This window comes from Streptomyces spirodelae (assembly GCF_017676385.1).
Classification (GTDB): Bacteria; Actinomycetota; Actinomycetes; order Streptomycetales; family Streptomycetaceae; genus Streptomyces; species Streptomyces spirodelae.
The window spans coordinates 168,882-187,140 of sequence record NZ_JAFFZN010000014.1 but is presented as its reverse complement, the minus strand read 5'-3'; the positions used below and the strand labels follow the sequence as shown (position 1 = coordinate 187,140).

Here is an 18,259-nt window from a genome sequence, read left to right as displayed (position 1 = left end):
TGGGTCAGTTGGTGGCGTGGTCGATGTTGTCCGCGTTGGTCCGCGCGGCGGTGCCCGCCTCCCGCAGCGTCTCCACGAACTTGTCGAACGTCGGCTTCAGGCCCTCCCACTCGCTGCGGAACTGCTGCGCCTTACCACCGGTCCAGTACCCTCCGCTGTCGTTGCAGGCGCTCTGCAGGCTGGTGATCAGCCCCTGGAGCGTGTTCGCGTCACCGTCGAACTTCCCCGCGAGCTCCCGCAGGCGCTCAAGGTCGGCACCGTTCATTCCCATCAGGAAACCCTCCCCGTTATCCGGCTTTGGCACGTCTTGCAGCACGGTAGCCCAAGTCACTCCCGCGCTGGGCCCGTTCGTGTCACAGGGCGTCAACAGCCGTGTATCGCCGTACGGAGCAGGTCCCGGTCTCCCCTGCCGCCGAGTGCGGTCAGATCACCGGCATGGCGGTGAGGGTCTCGCCCTGGAGGAGGAAGACGCGGTTGCCCGCCGCGGCCGACCGCCAGGGACCGGCCGCGCCCTGCACAAAGGTCCATGCCTGAGCGCCCTTGCGCGTGTCCACGGCGACGATGCCGTCGGTGCCGTCCTCGTGCATGGCCACCCACGCCGTGCCGCGCTGGACGGTCGGCGGGTCCTTCGGGAGCGTCGTGGTGTTGAGCGTCACCGTCCACCTGCTCGCGCCGTCCGCCGTGGCACGGGCCTCCACATCGGCCCCGTGCGCCGCGTAGAGCACCTCGCCGTCGAGGGCGGGTGCGCCCCACCCGGTGTCCCCGGGTGCTGGTTCGGTCCACTTCTCGGAGCCGTCGGCCAGGTCGAGTGCGGAGAGGCTGCGGCCGCCGAGGTGGACGACGCCCCGGGTGATCGCGGGAACCAGGGCCGCGCCCTCGGCGCTCTGCCGACGCGGACCCCACACCGTACGGCCGTTCGCCGTGTCGACGCCGACGACCTTGCCGTCCGAGCCGTGGATCACCAGCCGCCCCTTGGCCACCGCAGCGCGCGCGGGGTGCTCGGCCGTGGAACGGACCGGGAGCCGCACCGTCCAGGTGGGCCGGTGCGAGGTGAGGCCGACTGCGCGCAGCTTGCCGCCCTTGGTGACGAGGTAGACCGCGTCCGCGTCGGCCGCGAGCAGGGTCACCGCCTCGGCGGGCGCCGTCCAGCGGTCCTTGCCGTCCGCACCGATCCCGAAAACGTCACCGGTCGAGGTGGTGACGAGTACAGTGGGCCGCTCCCCGGGCGCCGCGAGCAGCCCTCCGTCGTCCGCCACGGAGACGTCGTCCTTCCAGCGGCGCCGGCCGTCGCGCACGTCGTACGCGTGCAGCCCCCCGCCCTTCGCCGCGACGACCACCACATCGCGCACCGGCAGCGGCACCGGACCCCCGTCGCGGGCCACCGTGCGAGGACCCCACAACGGGTTCGGCGGCTTGCCGCTCCTGTAGTCCGACAGCGGTTCGGCGTCCCACTCGTGCGCCCCGTTCCGCCGGCCGTCCTCCTCCCCACCGAGCCAGTACCAGGCGCCGCCGCCACCGGCCGCCAGCAGCGCGCCGCCGCCCGCGAGAGCGGTGAGCAGCCGCCGCCGCGAGGGGCCGCTCCGCGCCTCCCCGGGCGTGTCCCCGGCCGCATCGGTGGGCAGCGCCGTCAACCGGCGGGCGGCACGCTCCCGTTCGGCGATGTCCTCGGCGAGCGGGCCCTTGCGCCACTCCCGGTCCGCACCCCGGGGCGGCGCGAGCTCCTGCCCCAGCCTGTCCGGCGCCGGCCGCCGGCCGGCCTCCTTGTCCAAACAGGAGGCAACCAGCGGCAGCAGCCCTGGCGGCAGCCCGCCCAACCGGGGCTGCCCGTGCACGACCTCGTACTGCACAGCCGCCACATGCTCACCGGTGAAGGCGCGCTCGCCCGTCGCCGCGAAGGCGAGCACGGCGCCGAGCGCGAACACGTCGGCCGCCGGCCCCACACGCTGCCCCAGCACCTGCTCCGGCGGCCCGTACCCGGGCGTGACCGGCACCTGCCCGGTGGTGGTCAGCGTCAGCCCGTGCTCCGGCCGGGCGATACCGAAATCGATCACACGGGGACCGCCGGACGTCAGCACGATGTTCGACGGCTTCAGGTCCCGGTGCACCAGGCCCGCTGCGTGGATGTCGTACAGCGTCCGCGCCAGCACCGCGCCGAGCGCCCGCACCGCCGCCTCCGCCAGCCGGCCGTGCCGCTCCACGGCTTCCTCCAGGGTGGGCCCGGCCAGGAACTCGGTGGCGATCCACGGCCGCCCGCCCTCGGTCTGCACCCCCAGCACCCGCGCCACGCCCTTGCTCCGCACGGCACTCGCCGCCTGCGCCTCCCGCACGAACCGCTGCGCCATCCCCGCGTCGTACGCCAACTCGGGCCGCAACACCTTCAGCGCCGCCGCCCTCCCCCCAACGTCCCGCCCCAGATACACCTTCCCCATCCCCCCGGCCCCCAGAACCCCGACCAGCCGATACGGCCCAAGACGCAGAGGATCACCGGTGCCAAGGGGGTTCATTGCGTACTCCACGGAAGCTTCGGTCACTTGGGATCACTTGAGGGGGAGGGCGAGGACCCGTCGGTCGGTGGCGACCACGAGTTGGTGTGAGCCGTGGTGTGGCATCAGGGTCGGAGGGCCCAACACCTTGTCCGGGTCGATGTAGACCCATTTCACCGCGCGGGTCTTCAGGTCGAAGGCGGTGACCAGTCGAGACCCCCTGGAGGGGAAGTACAGATACTGGTCCCCGGCGGCAGGTACGGCACCGGGCGGAACTTCCACTGCCCAGCCGGCTTCGGCCTCCCAGCGCAGCTTTCCCGTGCGTGCGTCCAAGGCGACCACACCGGTTCCCGGCTCCAGGAAGTAGACGATGCCCTTCTTGTAAAGGGGCGTGCCGTAGTACGGCTTGCTCTTCTGGCCCGGCGGCGCCTGCAGCGACCTCCCCTTACCGAAGCGCCATATCGTCTTTCCGTCCGAAACCCGGAGCGCGAAGATCTCGTCCAGGCCGAGGTAGATGTGGCCGTCAGGGTCGACGCCGACGGACGAGCCCGCGTCCATCAGCAGATCGAATTTCCTCGACCAAGTCACCTTCCCTTTCGCCATGTCGATCGCCCAGATTCTTCCGATGTCGTCGACCAGGATCAGCGTGCCCCGCACCGCTGCCGCGACTTTCGCTCCCATCTCCGTCTTGTCGCGCCACCGGATCTTTCCGGTCTCCGTGTCCAGGGCGACGAGGTGCCGCTTCAGCGTGTCGTCGGGACCGCGCTTCGGCATGCCCTGTACGACAACGGTTCCCTTGTAGGCACCAATCAGGATCGGGCCGTGAACATTGAGATCCCGCAGTTCAAGGTCGTTCAAATCGGCGACCGATTCACCGAATGCGGCAGTTTTTGCGTTCACACGGTGGAGGATGAGCTCGTCGCTCACGCCGTAGAAATGCCCGCGGTCGGTGACGAGGGGTTCGTCCTGCACGTTCCTGTTGGTACCTGCGTCCTCTCCCTCCATATCGACGGTGGTGAGGCGGCCGTCCCTGACAACCGCAACGTAATCCCCCGTCATCGCCGGCTGCAGGGACTCCCCGCCGAATCGCCGCTGCCAGTTGGGCTTGGGCGCGGTTGCGGCCCCCTTCCCAGAAGAAGGCGACGGGGCTTGCTTGGCTGCGGAAGCGCCGTCGGGCCGGAAGAGCGCCCACGCTCCGCCGGTCGCTGCCGCAGCGGCGAGCGTCGCGCCACCGCCCAGAATCAGCGCCCGCCGCCGTGTCAGGTGAAGGCGACCGACACTCCGCGCCGCTTCCGGCGGCGCGGGCGCGGAGTCCCCGAGCGGCGGCGCGGGCAAGCGGGGCGGCGGAACCTCCCACGCCACGCCGCAGCGCCGCAGAATCTCCGCGAGCACCGGATCGGGAAGGAAGTCCTCGAACTTCCCGGCGATGCCGCCCAGATGTCGGCCGAGTTCCTGAACAGTCGGCCGCTCCTGCGGTTCCTTGGCCAGACAACGCTCCAGCGCGCCCACCAGTTCGTCCGGCACTTGGGAGAGATCCGGCTGGCTGTACCGGACACGGTAGAGCAGGTCGGCGGTCTGGCCGGTCCCGAACGGGCCGTGGCCGCTAGAAGCGAAGACCAGAACGCCGGCCAGGGCGAAGATGTCACCGGCTGGCGTGTGTTCCTGGCCGGTGGCCTGTTCCGGCGACATGAAGGCGGGAGTGCCCGCTGCCGCTCCGGTCCTGGTGAGCCGGTCGTCACCGGCTGCTCGCGCAATGCCGAAGTCGATGATCTTGGGGCCCTGAGCCGTGATGAGGATGTTGGAAGGCTTCAGGTCACGGTGCACGACGTGCGAACCATGCAGCTGGGCAAGCGCGCCGCACAACCGGGCACCGGCCGCCCGGGTGGCCGCCCCCGGCAGTGGCCCGCACACGGTCACGAGGTCGTCCAGCGGAAGTCCGAGCACGTATTCGGTCGCCATCCACGGTGTCTCGGCCAGGGCGTCAGCATCGACGACCTCGGCCCCATGGTGCCCTCCGATGACCCGGGCAGCGTCGACTTCCAGCTGGAACCGGGTGCGGAACTCCCGCTGGGCGGCGAATTCAGGGTGCAGCGTCTTGAGGGCGACGGTGCGCCCACGCTGGGACCTGCCGAGATAGACGGTACCCATGCCGCCACTGCCCAGTCTGGCGATCAGCCGGTAGTGGCCAAGGGTCTGCGGGTCGTCGTGTACGAGAGGAGAGAGCACGCGATCAGTCCACGGGGAGCGCGTAGATGCTGTCATGGTTGTCGATGATCGCCACACCTTCGGCACTGACCACCGCGTTGCCCGGCCGACCGGACAACTCCCGGGTGCCGGCCGTGGCAAGCCGCCACCGAAGTGAGCCGTCTTGGGGGTCGAGAGCGTCGAGCTCGGCCGGGCCGGTCCGCAGCAGGGTACGGCCGGAGGCGGTGAGAGTCATTCCGCCGAGTGCGCGGCCCTCGACCTCGGGATTCTCGTGCGGCCGTTTCCACCTCACCTTGCCGGTCCGGACATCCACCGCGTAGCTGGTCAACTTTCTGTCGGTGGCATAGAGAACACCGTTCCGCATGGCCGATGAGTCGTCCACCCCTCCCTCGACCGGGACCGTCCAACGTTCCTTTCCACTGGACAGACTCATCGACCTGAGACCGTTCACAATTCCAGCAATGAGGGTGTTGTCTCCCCGGGGAAGCACAAGATCGGAAGTCTCTATGCCGAGATCCTGATACTCCCTCTTCCATTTCCGTCGGCCACTTTCCCGGTCCAGGGCGATATAGGTGAAATACTGCTCCGCCGCACCGAAACCTGTGTTGGCTATGAGCAGTTCAGAACGCAGCAACGCCGGCCCGGCGGTTCCTTCCGCGGGTTGTGTCACGGTCTCGACGTAGTCCGGTGGCAACGGGGCATGCCATAGCTTGTTGCGCTTTCGAAGGCTGTAAGCAACAACGGCCATCTTCGTGCCGTCGTCCGCACCGTAATCCTCCGTGAGGAACCACACCACACCATCTGCCCCGGCCAGCAGGAGGGTCATCTGGTTGGACGACTCGACCGCCGAGTACTTCTTCTCACGCCACTTGATCCGCCCCGAACGTGCGGAGAGCAGGAGGAACTCGCCGTCTTGCCCCCCGGCCACCACGATGTTCCCACCGCCGGCGTCCAGCAGCCGGGACGGCAGCACATCGTCGCGTGACCACAACTTCTTCCCCCGGTGGACGTCGACCCCGAGTATTCCCTTTTTGTGACTGATGATCAGGGTCCGTCCCCTGAGCAGGGGAAGCTGACCGGTGGGGTCCCGTTCGGGAAGGGGGAAACGCCACAGCGGAGCGGGTGCCACTCCACGGGGTGGCCGGGGCACGCGCTCGCGGCTCTCGGGGGCGAACCGCCGCCAGGCGGCCACACCGCCCGTGCCAACCGCCAGCCCGGCGGTCGCCGAAGCAGCGGTCACGAGCAAGGTGCGGCGCGACGGCGTGGACGACGAGAACCGGGAGCCGGAGGAGGACGGAGATGATACTGCCGCAGCCGTCGCCGTTGTGCCCTGGTCGCCCGCACGGCGAACTACCCGCTCCCCCACCTGGGCTTGTGCCGGGAAAGGTACAGAAGTCGGCGGGGCGGGCAGCCGGGATGCCTGCGCGTCGAGAGCGGCGACGACTCGCGGGGGAAGCTCGCCCCCGTTGCCCGGCGCCGCCCCGCGCAGCGCCTGCAACAGCTCCTCCGCTGGTGGCCGCTGAGCGGGATCCGTCGCGTGGCAGCGGGCCAGTACGCCGCCGGGCTCCGCCGACAGGCTGCTTTGCGAGTGACCCGCTGCCGCGAGGAGCAGGACGGAGGCCAATGCGTAGATGTCGCCGGGGGGTTGCGGTCGGGTGCTGCCGGGGCGCTGTTCGGGTGGGAGGCTCGGTTCGTCGACGCCGGGGACGACCGGCCGCTCGGTGCCCTCGACCGCTGCCGCCCGCATCAGGCCGTAGCCGGTGAGGAGGGCGCCCTGGTGGGTGACGAGGACCGACTGGGGTGAGATGCCCGCGTGGACCAGGCCCTGGGTGTGGGCGCGCAGTACGGCCTCGGCCAGCAGTACGCCGAGGTTCCACACCACCGGTGCCGGAAGTGGTCCTCCGTGTGCGGCCAGCGCGGCGGTCAGGGGTAGGGCGGGGAAGCAGTCGTAGGCGACCCACGGGACGCCTGCTCGCGCGGACGAGACCTGCCGGACCGGAGCCGTGCCCCGGCCGGTGAGCCGCCGGGAGTTGTTGGCCTCGGACCAGAAGCGCAGCCGGTAGCCGGGATCGTCGGCCCACGTCCTGTCCGGCGCCATCACGATGGACGGCGCGCCGTCGGGCCCCACTGCCAGCCAGCGGTTCACCCCGCTGCTCTCCGGGTCGAGGCATTCGACAGCGCGGTACTCCCCCAGGTCGAGGGTCGGCTGGCGGGACGTCTCCATCTGGCTTTCTCCGGAGGCAGGCTTCGGTGCGGTCGGTTTCGGCATGTCCTGTCAGAGCAACCTCAGTCGAGTGGCAGGGCGTAGGCGCTCTGACCGCTGACGACCAGCGCGTACTTGTCGCTGAGCACGACTCGGCGCCGCTGCAGCACGCTGCCCGACTTGCCGCCCGCCAGGTCCGTGAAGCGCCAGAGCAAGGTGCCGTTACGGGTTTCGTACGCGTCGACCTCCACCTCCCCCGCGGAGACCAGCACCTTCCCGCCCGGGGTGACGGCCGTGTCCGGAGTGCTGTCGCGGTCGGCCGGTTCCAGGTCGAACTCGGCCTCGGATCGCCATGTGACCTTGCCGGTCCGCGCATCGATCCGGTAGGCCCCGTAGGCGCTGTCGGCGACGTAGACCGAGCCCTTGTGGGAGGTGGGAACGCCGAAGAAATCAACGGCCTGGTCGTTGGTGTCAGCCGCCTTGACCTTCCACTGCTCCTTGCCGTCGGACTCCCCCAACTCGTACCCGTGCAACCTGCCCTTGTCCGCCGCCACGAGCGTGGCCGGGGCGGCCACCGTGGTGAACTGGCCCGCTCGTACGGACTTGTAGGCGCGCGCCCAGGTCTTGTCGCCGGTCTTGCGGTTGAACGCGGTGAAGCGTTTGGGCTCGCCCTTCTTCGCCGTCACCACCACGAGTGCGTCAGGGAGCAGGTGGCTCTCCTGGTAGTCGGTGGGGAGGGGGGCGCTCCACAGTTCGCGGTCCTTGGCCAGGTCGTAGGCGGCGACTGTTCGGTCGTCGGGGGTGGCGGAGGAGTGGCCGTTGCCGACGACGAGCCAGATGACGTTTCCGTGGGCGGCGAGGACCCTTTCGTAAGGGCGTCGGCCGCCTTTTCGGTAGCGCTTGGAGCGCCACTCGACCTCGCCGTCGCGGGGGTTGAGCGCCAGCAGGTCGTCGGAGCCGGCGAGGAGGACCAGGCCGTTGCCGAGGGGCCAGGCCCGGCCGGAGGGTGAGGTCTTCGCACGGCTCCACAGTTCCTCGCCGGTGCGTATCTCGATGCCGGTCGCTGCGGTTCCGTCGGCGAGGAGTGCGACTTCGTCCTGCCACAGGAGGGGGAGGAACTTCTTCGCCGGTTCGGAGAAGTCGTACCGCCACTTCGGGGTGGGTGGCGCGCCCTTGAGGCGTTTGTGGGACTTGCGCTTGCTCGCCAGTCGCTCCGCCTGGGAGAGGGTGCGCGGCTCCTCGGTGGTCGCCGTCCAGGCGACCGAGCCGCCGACGGCGACACCGGCGGCGCCGGAGCCGACGGCGGTGAGCAGGGAGCGGCGGGAGAGGACACTCGCGCGGCCGGACCGGGATCGCGGCACGGCGGCCCTGCCAGTGGGAGCGGCCTGCACGCCGTCGGGGGACGCGCCGCCGTCGAGTTGGGTCGGCACCGGCACTGGGGCGGGGTCGGGGACCGAGGCGGAGCCGAGGAGGGGGGCGGAGCCGGGTACGGGAGCGGGGGCGGGAACGGCAGCGGGGGCCAGGTCCTCCTCGGTCTCGGCCGCGAGGACGGCCGCTGCCTGCACGGCGAGGGCCGCGCTCACTCTCCTGGGCAGCCACCCCGGTATCAGCAGGCCCGCGGCACGGCTGGTGCCGCTGTCCAGCACCGTGCCGCCGTTCGGGCCCGCCCCGCCACCCGGCGCCGCGCCCCCGTCCAGCACCCTGGCACCCGGACCCGGACCCGGACCCGGGCCGGGGTCCGCCAGGGGTGGTCCCGTCGGACCCGTCTGCCGGTCCGCTCCGCTCGCGCCCGTGCCGCGGTACGGCAACCGGCGCAGGAACTCCTCCGCCGACGGGCGGTCCGACGGGTCGGCGGCCTGGCATGCGTCGAGGAGTTCCGTCAGTTGGAGGGGGAGGGAGTCGGCAGTCTCGACCGGTGCGTTCCCCTGTGGGCGTCCCGTCAGGGCGTAGTGGAGCACTGTCGCGAGCGCGTAGAGGTCCCCCAGCGGGCGGGGGCGGCCGCCGGTGATCTGCTCGGGGGCCAGGAAGGGGTGCGGCGTACGGGGTTCGCCGTCCGGCGCCGTGACGCGGGCGGTGCCGTAGCCGGTGAGGCGGGGGCCGTCGGCGGTCAGCAGGACCGCGTCGGCCGTGACGCCCGCGTGGGCGGCTCCGCCCGCGTGCAGTTGGGTCAGCGCTTCTGCGAGCGCGGTACCGACCGCGAGCACGGTGCGGAGCGGCAACGGCCCATGGGTCTCGACGACCGTGGGCAGCGGCAGTGCGGGGCGGTACGGCGACGCGCACCAGACCGGCGCCGCCTCGCTCCCGCCGGCCTCGGTGACCGGCAGCAGCCAAGAGTGGCCGGCCGTGAGCCGCTGAGCGGCCAGGGCCTCGGTCCTGAAGCGGTGCTGGTAGGCGGGGTCGTCCGCGTACTGTGCCGGCACTGTGCTGACGAGAGCCGTCCGGTCCCCGCCGGGTGCGAGGCCGAGGAACCTGCGGCCGGCGGGGCGGATCTCGGCCCCCGCGGGGTCCAGTCGACCGACCAGTGCGTACGGCCCGAGCCGCCGCGGATCGTCCTGGCGTAGCGGTTCCATTCCCTCCCCTATGGCTGACGCAGGCAGGGAGCCTACGCCAGCCGCGTTCTGTCGGCCACAGAGAGTACTCGACTATGAACACCACAGGGGCGTGTGGTATAAATCACATGAGATGAGGTGATTTATCCCTTCCTCTGGTCACTCGGGGTAGGTGGTGGACGGTCCCCCGTTCGCCGCAGGCGCTCCCAAGGAAGGAGGACGACCATGGCAGTGCCTACAACCGGCAGCACCATCGAGCACCACCCCGATCTGGTGGAGATGCGTGCCCGGTACGAGAAGGCAGGGTCCACGCCGACCGCTCAGCTCGTGGAGGGGCTGAGCTTCCTCACCGGTCTCTACGTCGCGATCTCCCCGTGGGTAGTCGGCTTCGACTCGGCGACCCGCCTGACGGTGAGCAACCTCATCGTGGGGCTCGCCTTCGCCGTGCTCGCTCTGGGCTTCGGTTCGGCTTACGAGCGGACGCATCTGCTGGGTTGGACCGCGCCGCTGCTCGGAGCCTGGGTGATCATCTCCCAGTGGGTGATCGACGGCGCTTCGACTACGGGCGAGATCATCGCCAACAATGTGGCCGCGGGAGGTGTGGCAGCACTTTGCGGACTCGCGGTCATGGGGCTGGCGGTCATGAGCAAACGGAAGACATGACACCCAGCGCCTGACACGCGAACGGAAGACAGGGCGCGCGGAACCTGCCGCGCGTACCGACGGGCGGGCGGCCTGCGAGAGACCGCACCGCCCGTTTCGTATGTCTGGGCCGAGCCCTGCCCCCTGAGCCCGCAACCCGTGAGTCCTGGCAGGCGCCGGATGGCCTTCAGCGGGTGCGGGCCGGTGCGTGCTGCGGTTGGCTGGGGGTGGCGGCTCGGACGAGGGGCCGGACGGGGCACGGGCGGGGGCACGGACAGTCGAGGAGGCATCCGACGGGCCATGGGCATGAGCACGGCGCAGCGGATGGACGCCTTTCAGCAGCGGCACCGCTGGGCGGGTCTGCCCCTCGCCGTCGTCTACAAGATCTTCGACGACCAGGCGCTCTACCTCGTCGCGCTGCTCACGTACTACACCTTCCTGTCGATCTTCCCCGTACTGCTGCTGTTCGTCTCGGGGCTCGGTTTCTTCCTGGAGGACAACCCGGGCCTCCAGCAGCGGTTGCTGGACTCGGTGCTCGGCGAGTTCCCGGTACTCGGGGACCAGCTCCGGGGCCGTATCCACGCGTTCCGCAGCAACGGCATCGCTCTCGCGGTCGGTGTCATGGGAAGCCTCTACGGCAGCCTGGGGGCCGCGCAGGCCGCGCAGTACACACTCAACAAGGTGTGGGGGGTACCCAGGTACAAGCGGCACGACCCCTTCAAGTCGCGGCTGAAGGGGATGCTGTTCCTGATGACGGTGGCATGCGGGCTGACCGTGACACTGCTGCTGTCGGTGGCGACCTCGGAGTCCAGGGCGTTCGGCGCCGACCTGGGCACCGGACTCCGTGCGACGATCACAGTGGCTGCCGTGGCCGTCAACGCCGGGCTGCTGCTGGCCACCTACAGCTTCCTCACCCACCATCAGGTGGCACTGCGGCGGCTGTGGGCGGAATCGCTGGGCGGCGCCTGCGCGTGGCAGGCCCTGCAGTGGGCCGGTGGGTACTACGCCACCAATGTGCTGCGCGGGGCGAGCTCGACGTACGGGATGTTCGGCATCGTGCTGGGGCTGCTCGGCTGGATCTACCTGGGCGCACTGATCTTCGTGGTGGCGGCCGAGGTGAGCGTGGTACGGGCGCACCGACTGTGGCCCCGCAGTCTGCTGACACCGTTCACCGACCGGGTATGGCTGAGCTGGGCCGACCGGAAGGCGTACACCTCCTACGCCACCACGGAGACGTTCAAGGGGTTCGAGACCGTCTCTGTGGAGTTCCACCAGCGGCCGCCCGCGGGCACCCCGCCCCCTGAGGATCCGCCCGACGACCCGCCCGGGACGGACGGCGGGGACGGCGCACCCCCGCCGGAGCCCCCGGGCGAGCCGTCGAAGGAGCCCCCGCCCGGGGGCTGAGCCCTACCGCTGAGTCCTACCTGGGGTGGCGGGCCCCGGAGCCGAAGCCGACCATCCGCCAGATCCGGATCTCGCGTGCCAGGCCGGGCAGTTCCCGCAGGAAGATGGCCAGACCGAGGGTGGCGAACACGGCGAGCTGGCCGAAGAGAACGCGCCTGGCCCGGTACGAGCCCCCGTCGCGGGCATGCCGGGCCGACTTCGAGGTCACGCCACGGGCCGGCAGCGACGGACGCGACGCCGGCATGACGGGACGCCGTACCGGCGCGGTGCCCCGCCGCGCCATCGCGGGCAGACGCCTCGCTGACGCGGACAGCTCACGCGCCGCTGCCATGAGCCGCTGTGCCGACGCGGGAAGGCGTCGGGCCATCGCAGACAGGTCCCCGGGCGGCTCCGGGAGGCGCCGGGACAGCGCAGGGAAGCCCCTGGACAGCGCAGGGATGCGTCGGGACAGCTCCGAGACACCCCCGGGCAGCGCCGTACGGCGCTGCCCGGACGGCATCGGGAGACGCCAGGACGGCGTACTGGGACGTCGGAACGGGAGGCGTCGCTGCATGGTGCGCTCCTCAGCCGGGCGAGATGTTGGGCATGATCTTCATGATGGCGTTGTGCTTCTTCCAGTGGATGCCGGTCGAGCGCCGGGCATCCGCCGTGCCGTCCTTGTGGTGGCCCGGCTGGCGGTTGTAGAGGCCCTTGTTGCCCTGGTGCAGCCCCCGGACATGGGTGGGGGTGTCCGGTTTCACCTGGGGCTTTCCGATGCGGATACGGCCCATGGCGTCCTCCTGTTCGTCAGCGTCCATCACTGCTCGGTCAGTTCGGCGAAGAAGCGGTCGAGTTCGGGCCACACCCGGCTGCCGCCGGAGAGGCCCCGCCACTCCCGCCGTACGACGGCCACCATGCGGAAGCAGTCGTCGACCGGAACGATCCAGTGCTGTTCGCGGCCCTGGACCGTGTTGACGAGCAGCGCCTCGACATCGGCCGCCAGGGTGGCCAGTTCGGGGCACCGCGCGACGGTCTCCCGCCACGCCGCGGGCTCGACCTCCCAGCGGGTCGGCCCCGCGGGGCTGGGGTAGTGGGCGCGTACGCCGCCGTCGGAGCGCGGTACGAAGAAGGCGAGGCCGACCGGGACCCCCAGCGGCGCGGTCGGGACCGGGCCGAGGCGTCGGCGACGCCGCGGGATCAGCAGATAGTGGCCCTCACTGGCGGCGTCCCGCGTGAACAGCAGCGAGCACGCCCGGCAGGCACACAGCACCTGGTCGGCCGTGGTGTCCAGCAGATGCCGGTGCTCCTCGGGCACCAGGTCGGCGCACAGCTCGCAGCGTTCGGGGTCCTGGGGCCGAGCGTGGTCCCCGGTCCGGTCGGCGGCCTCGCGGATGACGCGGGCGAGAGCACCGGAGGTCATGCCGGCCTCGCGGCCGGTGCGGCGGCGGGCAGCAGCGACTCCAGCGGTACGAAGGCGGGGGCCGTCCGCTCCGCCACCGGGCGCACATCGGAGAGTTCGGGCGCGGCGGCGAGTACGGCCTCGCGCACGGCCTCCTCCACACCGGATGAGGAGCCGCCGCAGCCCTTGGTGGTGAGCCGGACGGAGGCCACCGACCCTTCGATGCCCACGAGTTCGACGGTGGCGCCGCGGCGGCGGAGGACCTCGGCGATCCGGTCGACGGCGGCGGCGACCCGTCGCTCGACCGGCTCTGGGTGCAGTCCGTGCAGGACGAGAAGGTGGTCGAGCAGTTGGTCGCCGGTCAGCCGGGCTGTCACGTCAGGACCCGCGAGGTCGCGGACCCGTGCCAGCGCCTCGCCGTAGAGCTCCGTCAGCCCGCGTACGGCCTCGCGGGCCGCGTCGGCGGTCGGTCCTGCCACCTGCTCCACGCGTTCGAGGAGTGAGTCGAGACGGACCAGGCGCGCTTCGACCTCCGCGTCCGCCGGCCGGGACGGTTCACCCATGGCCCGCTCCCGTACCGGCGCCCGCGCCCGCGCCGAACATCGGCGAGTGCGTCTGCTGCAGTTCCTTGCCCTTGCCGAGGTACATATGGACGCCGCAGGGCAGGCAGGGGTCGAAGCTGCGGACGGTGCGCATGATGTCGACGCCCTTGAAGTCGTCGGGGCCGTTCTCCTCGAAGATCGGCTGGCCCTGAACGGCGTCCTCGTACGGCCCCAGGTTGCCGAAGTTGTCCTGGGGGCTGGCGTTCCAGGGGGTGGGCGGGTACGGGTGGTAGTTGGCGATCTTCTTGTCCTTGATCACCAGATGGTGCGACAGGACGCCGCGCACCGCCTCGTGGAAGCCGCAGCCGATCGCCTCGTCGGGCAGCTCGAAGTCGTTGAAGATCTTGGTGTCGCCCGCACGCACCAGGTTCAGTGCCCGCTCCACGAAGTCGAAGGCCATGGCGGCGGAGTAGGCGATGAAGTAGGGCCGGGCCCGGTCGCGCTCCAGCGTGTTCGACCACTTGGGGATCTTCCACTCCAGGGTCGTCTCCGGCAGCTGAGCGCTCTTCGGGAGGGTGATCCGCACGCTGTGCCCGGTGGCCTTGACGTAGTCGGTCTCCACCAGCCCGTTGAGCGCCGTCGACCACAGCCGGGCCAGCGGGCCGCCGCCCGTGTCCAGCGCGAGGTGGTCGCCGGTGCGCTTGTCGAACCAGCGCGGGCTCATCACCCAGCTGTACTTGTCGTCGAAGTTCCGCTTCTGCGGAGCGGGGACGGTGGTCTGGTTCCAGGGGTGGCGCATGTCCACGGGGTTGCCCAGCGGGTCGTGGGTGACGAACGGCTCCTCGTTCACCCAGTCCTCGTAGTAGGAGCTGCCCAGCAGAATGCGCATGCCGAGGTTGATGTCGACGAGATTGTTGGTGACCAGTTCGCCGTCGACGATGATGCCCGGGGTGACGTACATCGCCTTGCCCCAGGTGCCCATGTTCTCGTACCGGTAGTCGCAGCTGGCGTGGTCCTGCCAGGCGCCCCAGCAGCCGAGCATGATCCGGCGGCGGCCCACCTCCTCGTAGCCGGGCAGCGCCTCGTAGAAGAAGTCGAAGACGTCGTCGTTCATGACGACGGACTTCTTGATGAAGTCGAGGACCTTCATCAGCCGGCTGAGGTAGTCGGTGAAGGTGGTGGGCTCGGGCATGGTGCCCACGCCGCCGGGATACATGGTCGAGGGGTGGACGTGGCGGCCCTCCATCTTGCAGAACATCTCCCGCGTGACGCGGCTGACCTGCAGCGCCTCCTTGTAGACCGCTCCCTCGAACGGGTTGAAGGCGCGCATGATGTCGGCGATGGTGCGGAAGCCGTGGATGTTCCCGTGCGGTGCCGGGGTCTTCTCCGCCTTGGCCAGGACGCCGGGGTTGGTGGCCTTGACCATGGCCTCGCAGAAGTCGACGAAGACCATGTTGTCCTGGAAGATGGTGTGGTCGAACATGTACTCGGCGGCCTCGCCGAGGTTGGTGATGTGCTCGGCGAGCGGCGGCGGCTTGACCCCGTAGGCCATCTGCTGTGCGTAGTTGGAGCAGGTGGTGTGGTTGTCACCGCAGATGCCGCAGATACGGCTGGTGATGAAGCCGGCGTCCCGCGGGTCCTTCCCCCTCATGAACACCGAGTAACCCCGGAAGAGCGACGAGGTGCTGCGGCACTCGGTCACCTCGCGGTTGGCGAAGTCGACCTTCGTATAGATGCCGAGATTGCCGATGATCCGGGTGATCGGGTCCCAGGACATGTCGACCACTTGCGGGGTCTTGCGCCCTGCCTCGGGCCGGGCCGCCGTTGCCGTCATCTCAGTCCTTACCTCGTCGGTCGCGCTGGGTGGGTCACGCTGTCTCGGTCGCGCGGGTCAGGCGCGCCAGCGTGGGGTGTAGCCGCTGGTGAGCTCGGGCCGGTTGTGGTGCCACTTGGGCTCCTGGTTCACGGCGATGTTGGTGATGCCGCGCATCCGCCGGATGAAAGCGCCGTACGGCCGGATCAGCATGGAGGAGAGGTTGCCGCCGGGGGGTTCGTCCATGAAGGGCATGAACGCGTCGGGGAAGCCCGGCATCGTACAGCCGATGCAGATGCCGCCCACGTTGGGGCAGCCGCCCACACCCGACATCCAGCCGCGCTTGGGCACGTTGCAGTTGACCACCGGCCCCCAGCAGCCCACCTTCACCTGGCACTTGGGCGAGTTGTAGTCCTTGGCGAAGTCGCCCTGCTCGTAGTAGGCGGCCCGGTCGCAGCCCTCGTGCACGGTCTTGCCGAACAGCCACTGCGGCCGCAGCATGTGGTCCAGCGGCGGGGGCGGTGCGTCCCCGGCCGCGTGGTAGAGCACCCAGACCAGGGTCTCCATGAAGTTCTCGGGCTGGATCGGGCAGCCCGGCACGTTGACGACCGGCAGTGCGCCCTGCGACTTGCAGTCCCAGCCGAGGTAGTCCGCGAGTCCCATGGAGCCGGTCGGGTTCCCCGCCATGGCGTGGATGCCGCCGTACGTGGCGCAGGTCCCGGCGGCGACGACCGCCCATGCCCGGTGCGCGAGGTTGTCGAGCCACCAGTTGAGGGTGAGGGGTTCGCCGGTCTCCTCGTCGTTGCCGAAGGACGTCCAGAAGCCGTCGCCCTCGATGATGTTCTGGTTGGGGATCGAGCCCTCGATGACGAGGATGAACGGCCGCTCGGCCTCGCCGCGGGCCGCTGCCCGGAACGGAGCGAGGAACTCCTCGCCGCCGGAGGTGGGCGAGAGCACTTTGTTGTGCACGTTCACCTTCGGCAGGCCGGGCACGAGGCCCAGTACGAGGTCCTCGATGGAGGGCTGGTCGGCGGCCGTCATCGAGACGGTGTCGCCGTCGCAGCTCATCCCCTCGGAGATCCAGAGGATGTCGATCTCTTCGATACCCTGCCGTTTCTCTGCGTGTGACGGGTGCTCACTCGTGCGGGTGGTGCCGCTTTCGATGGTCATGTCCTCGGCCTCCCTTGCAGCCGGTCGCGGAGTCGGTCGTAGACACCGGCGACAGGTGCCGCCATGGCAGGAGCCGGTGGCTGGTCGGGGGCGTGCGGGTGGGGCCGGCTCGGCGCGGCGCGTTCGGCCTTCCCCAGTTCCCGGCCCGGCTCGTCCAGGGTCTGCTGGTCGACGGCCTCGCGCAGCTCGGGCGTCAGCCGGCCCTCTTCCTCGGCCACGTGTGCGTCGATCGCCTGCTGCCCGTCCGGGCATCCCTCGGGCCTCTCTGCGTCGAAGGAAGCGCAACCGGCGCCGCCCAAGGGCTGGACCTCATCGGGGCGGAAGTAGAAGAACCTGCCGTACCAGGCGTTCAGTTCGGCGGCGGGATCGTCCTCCACCGAGACGGCGAGATGCACGCTGCCGTCCACGTCGTGGAAGACGCCCTCGACCTGTGCGGTGCGCCCGGCCAGGAACATGTCCTGCGCGTCCGCGCCCCGGCCGCGGGGCCGCAGCCGCACCCGGTGGCCGCGCCGTACCGCGACGCCGTCCACCGGGACGCTGTCGGTCGCCGGGCTCAGTCCCTCGTCCCCGCCCTCCTGCCACCAGGGGACCGGCCCTGGGGGGTGGGGGGAGTGATCGCGGGCCGGGGGTCCGGCGCCGGGCCCGGGCCGGGGGTCCGGCGGGTCCGGGTGGGTGGGCCTGCCGGTGCCGGACGGCTCGGTGGAGCGCAGGACGCCGTGCAGCCGGGCGAAGACCTCCTGCGGCATGCTCTCGACCCGGTCGAGGATCGCGGCGGCACGCGGGTCGGTGGCGCGGGCCTCGCGCTTCTCCTCGTCGGTCAGCAGCAGGGTGCGCAGCGAGAGGATCTCGTCGATCTCGGCCGCGTCGTGCAGATCGCCCGGGCTCTCGGGGGCGACCTGCGGGTGGTCGCCCAGCAGGATGGGCGAGGAGAACATCATCCGCCGGCTGCCCTCAGGACCGGCCAGGACCGGGAAGGTGCGGACATTCCGGCAGGCCCGCGCGTGTGCCGCTGCCTCGGCGGGCGGGTCGATCAGCGAGAGGAAGCTCAGGCCGTCGCCGCCGAGCAGGGTGTGGGTGGCCAGCAGCGCGTGACGCAGCGCCTCTTCCCGCGGGGTGCCGGGTGGAGGGGTGCTGTCGGTGTTCTCCGTTCGTACGGTGAGGCGGTACAGGCCGTCGACCCGTTCGGCGTACAGGGTGGTACGGGCCCGCAGCGGGTGCCGGTGGCGTACGACGCGCGCCTGCTCGGCACCCTGGGTCTCCAGCGGCTGGACCTCGGTGCCTCCGGGCGCCCCGACCGGATACGTCAGCTCCTCACCCGTCAGCAGATCAGTCAGCGGCACCTCGATATCGGTCTCACGCGGTACCGCCTCGTCGAAGGACAGATGCAGCTCACCGGCCACGTCCAGGGCTTCCACGGCCTCCCACCGGCCCTCGGTGCCGCCGCGCCGCTCCACCGTCTTGCGCCGGGCCTGGAGGTAGCGCACCCGGAGACGCAGCACGGCGCCGGGATCGGCCTCGAACAGGCACTGGGTCTGCTGGTACCAGGACTCGGCCGCGCCGGAGACGCCGGGCTGTCCGGTGCCGTCGGCCGCCACCCAGTCGCGCGGCGCGAGGACGCCGAACTGCCAGCGCACCCGGTTCTTCGGGGAGCTGCGGCGGTACGGGTAGAGCAGGTATCCCTCGTAGCAGATGGCGTCGGCGACAGCGCGCGCCTGTGCGAACGCGTCAGCCGTGCAGGGCCCACCGCGCTCCGTACGCACCGGATCGTCCACCTCGCGCCTCCCGGTCCACGGCGCTCATGGCGCCTCCACACACCGGCGTCCATATTTGCACCATTTTTTAGACTTTGCCCATTTTGGCGCTGCCGGTG

The 18,259-nt window shown here is 70.6% G+C and carries 14 protein-coding genes; 2 read left to right on the top strand and 12 right to left on the bottom strand.

Features of this window, described 5'->3' with window-relative positions:
- Positions 1–4: 4 nt before the first annotated feature.
- The 5 genes from JW592_RS17120 to JW592_RS17100 form a co-directional block, all read right to left on the bottom strand.
- Positions 5–271, bottom strand: coding sequence for a WXG100 family type VII secretion target (locus tag JW592_RS17120; RefSeq protein WP_209265974.1), 267 nt, complete (start codon positions 269–271; stop codon positions 5–7).
- 151 nt (positions 272–422) lie between these two features.
- Positions 423–2,504 carry a protein kinase domain-containing protein gene (locus JW592_RS17115; protein ID WP_209265973.1) on the bottom strand — a complete coding sequence of 694 codons (2,082 nt, stop codon included), beginning with the start codon at positions 2,502–2,504 and terminating at the stop codon, positions 423–425.
- A 33-nt stretch (positions 2,505–2,537) separates the two neighbouring features.
- Complete coding sequence (locus JW592_RS17110) at positions 2,538–4,709, bottom strand: serine/threonine-protein kinase (RefSeq protein ID WP_209265972.1); 2,172 nt, start codon at positions 4,707–4,709, stop codon at positions 2,538–2,540.
- Between the two features lie 4 nt (positions 4,710–4,713).
- Positions 4,714–6,912, bottom strand: a complete 2,199-nt coding sequence (locus JW592_RS17105; RefSeq protein ID WP_209265971.1) for an outer membrane protein assembly factor BamB family protein — start codon at positions 6,910–6,912, stop codon at positions 4,714–4,716.
- 62 nt (positions 6,913–6,974) lie between these two features.
- Positions 6,975–9,461: an outer membrane protein assembly factor BamB family protein gene (locus JW592_RS17100; RefSeq protein WP_209265970.1), complete on the bottom strand. Its 2,487-nt coding sequence runs from the start codon at positions 9,459–9,461 to the stop codon at positions 6,975–6,977.
- 204 nt (positions 9,462–9,665) lie between these two features.
- Between JW592_RS17100 and JW592_RS17095 the strand changes: the two genes are divergently transcribed.
- Positions 9,666–10,103 (top strand): SPW repeat protein, encoded by a 438-nt coding sequence (locus JW592_RS17095; protein ID WP_209265969.1) that lies wholly within the window; start codon positions 9,666–9,668, stop codon positions 10,101–10,103.
- Positions 10,104–10,382: 279 nt separating this feature from the next.
- On the top strand, positions 10,383–11,486 hold the full coding sequence (locus tag JW592_RS17090) for a YihY/virulence factor BrkB family protein (RefSeq protein ID WP_209265968.1): 1,104 nt from the start codon (positions 10,383–10,385) through the stop codon (positions 11,484–11,486).
- Positions 11,487–11,502: 16 nt separating this feature from the next.
- Here JW592_RS17090 and JW592_RS17085 read toward each other — a convergent pair whose 3' ends face one another.
- The 7 genes from JW592_RS17085 to JW592_RS17055 all read right to left on the bottom strand — a co-directional run bounded on the left by JW592_RS17085 (position 11,503) and on the right by JW592_RS17055 (position 18,161).
- A complete protein-coding gene (locus JW592_RS17085; RefSeq protein WP_209265994.1) occupies positions 11,503–11,730 on the bottom strand; it encodes a hypothetical protein in 228 nt (75 codons plus the stop codon).
- Between the two features lie 319 nt (positions 11,731–12,049).
- On the bottom strand, positions 12,050–12,256 hold the full coding sequence (locus tag JW592_RS17080) for a hypothetical protein (protein ID WP_209265992.1): 207 nt from the start codon (positions 12,254–12,256) through the stop codon (positions 12,050–12,052).
- 26 nt (positions 12,257–12,282) lie between these two features.
- A complete protein-coding gene (locus tag JW592_RS17075) occupies positions 12,283–12,885 on the bottom strand; it encodes a DUF5947 family protein (protein ID WP_209265967.1) in 603 nt (200 codons plus the stop codon).
- On the bottom strand, positions 12,882–13,427 hold the full coding sequence (locus JW592_RS17070) for a NifU-related iron-sulfur-binding protein (RefSeq protein ID WP_209265966.1): 546 nt from the start codon (positions 13,425–13,427) through the stop codon (positions 12,882–12,884). The genes JW592_RS17075 and JW592_RS17070 overlap by 4 nt, the downstream gene beginning before the upstream one ends.
- On the bottom strand, positions 13,420–15,240 hold the full coding sequence (locus JW592_RS17065) for a nickel-dependent hydrogenase large subunit (RefSeq protein ID WP_209265965.1): 1,821 nt from the start codon (positions 15,238–15,240) through the stop codon (positions 13,420–13,422). The genes JW592_RS17070 and JW592_RS17065 overlap by 8 nt, the downstream gene beginning before the upstream one ends.
- 57 nt (positions 15,241–15,297) lie before the next feature.
- Positions 15,298–16,389: an NADH-quinone oxidoreductase subunit B family protein gene (locus JW592_RS17060; protein WP_209265964.1), complete on the bottom strand. Its 1,092-nt coding sequence runs from the start codon at positions 16,387–16,389 to the stop codon at positions 15,298–15,300.
- A complete protein-coding gene (locus JW592_RS17055) occupies positions 16,386–18,161 on the bottom strand; it encodes a hypothetical protein (RefSeq protein ID WP_372446526.1) in 1,776 nt (591 codons plus the stop codon). Before JW592_RS17055 ends, JW592_RS17060 begins: the two co-directional genes overlap by 4 nt.
- Between the last annotated feature and the right edge of the window lie 98 nt (positions 18,162–18,259).

Coding starts and splice junctions, on each gene's coding strand:
- JW592_RS17065 (WP_209265965.1), bottom strand. CDS start 15,240: ATGACGGCAACGGCGGCCCGGCCCGAGGCAGGGCGCAAGACCCCGCAA.
- JW592_RS17105 (WP_209265971.1), bottom strand. CDS start 6,912: ATGGAGACGTCCCGCCAGCCGACCCTCGACCTGGGGGAGTACCGCGCT.
- JW592_RS17075 (WP_209265967.1), bottom strand. CDS start 12,885: ATGACCTCCGGTGCTCTCGCCCGCGTCATCCGCGAGGCCGCCGACCGG.
- JW592_RS17060 (WP_209265964.1), bottom strand. CDS start 16,389: ATGACCATCGAAAGCGGCACCACCCGCACGAGTGAGCACCCGTCACAC.
- JW592_RS17095 (WP_209265969.1), top strand. CDS start 9,666: ATGGCAGTGCCTACAACCGGCAGCACCATCGAGCACCACCCCGATCTG.
- JW592_RS17080 (WP_209265992.1), bottom strand. CDS start 12,256: ATGGGCCGTATCCGCATCGGAAAGCCCCAGGTGAAACCGGACACCCCC.
- JW592_RS17115 (WP_209265973.1), bottom strand. CDS start 2,504: ATGAACCCCCTTGGCACCGGTGATCCTCTGCGTCTTGGGCCGTATCGG.
- JW592_RS17100 (WP_209265970.1), bottom strand. CDS start 9,461: ATGGAACCGCTACGCCAGGACGATCCGCGGCGGCTCGGGCCGTACGCA.
- JW592_RS17085 (WP_209265994.1), bottom strand. CDS start 11,730: ATGCCGGCGTCGCGTCCGTCGCTGCCGGCCCGTGGCGTGACCTCGAAG.
- JW592_RS17070 (WP_209265966.1), bottom strand. CDS start 13,427: ATGGGTGAACCGTCCCGGCCGGCGGACGCGGAGGTCGAAGCGCGCCTG.
- JW592_RS17090 (WP_209265968.1), top strand. CDS start 10,383: ATGGGCATGAGCACGGCGCAGCGGATGGACGCCTTTCAGCAGCGGCAC.
- JW592_RS17120 (WP_209265974.1), bottom strand. CDS start 271: ATGGGAATGAACGGTGCCGACCTTGAGCGCCTGCGGGAGCTCGCGGGG.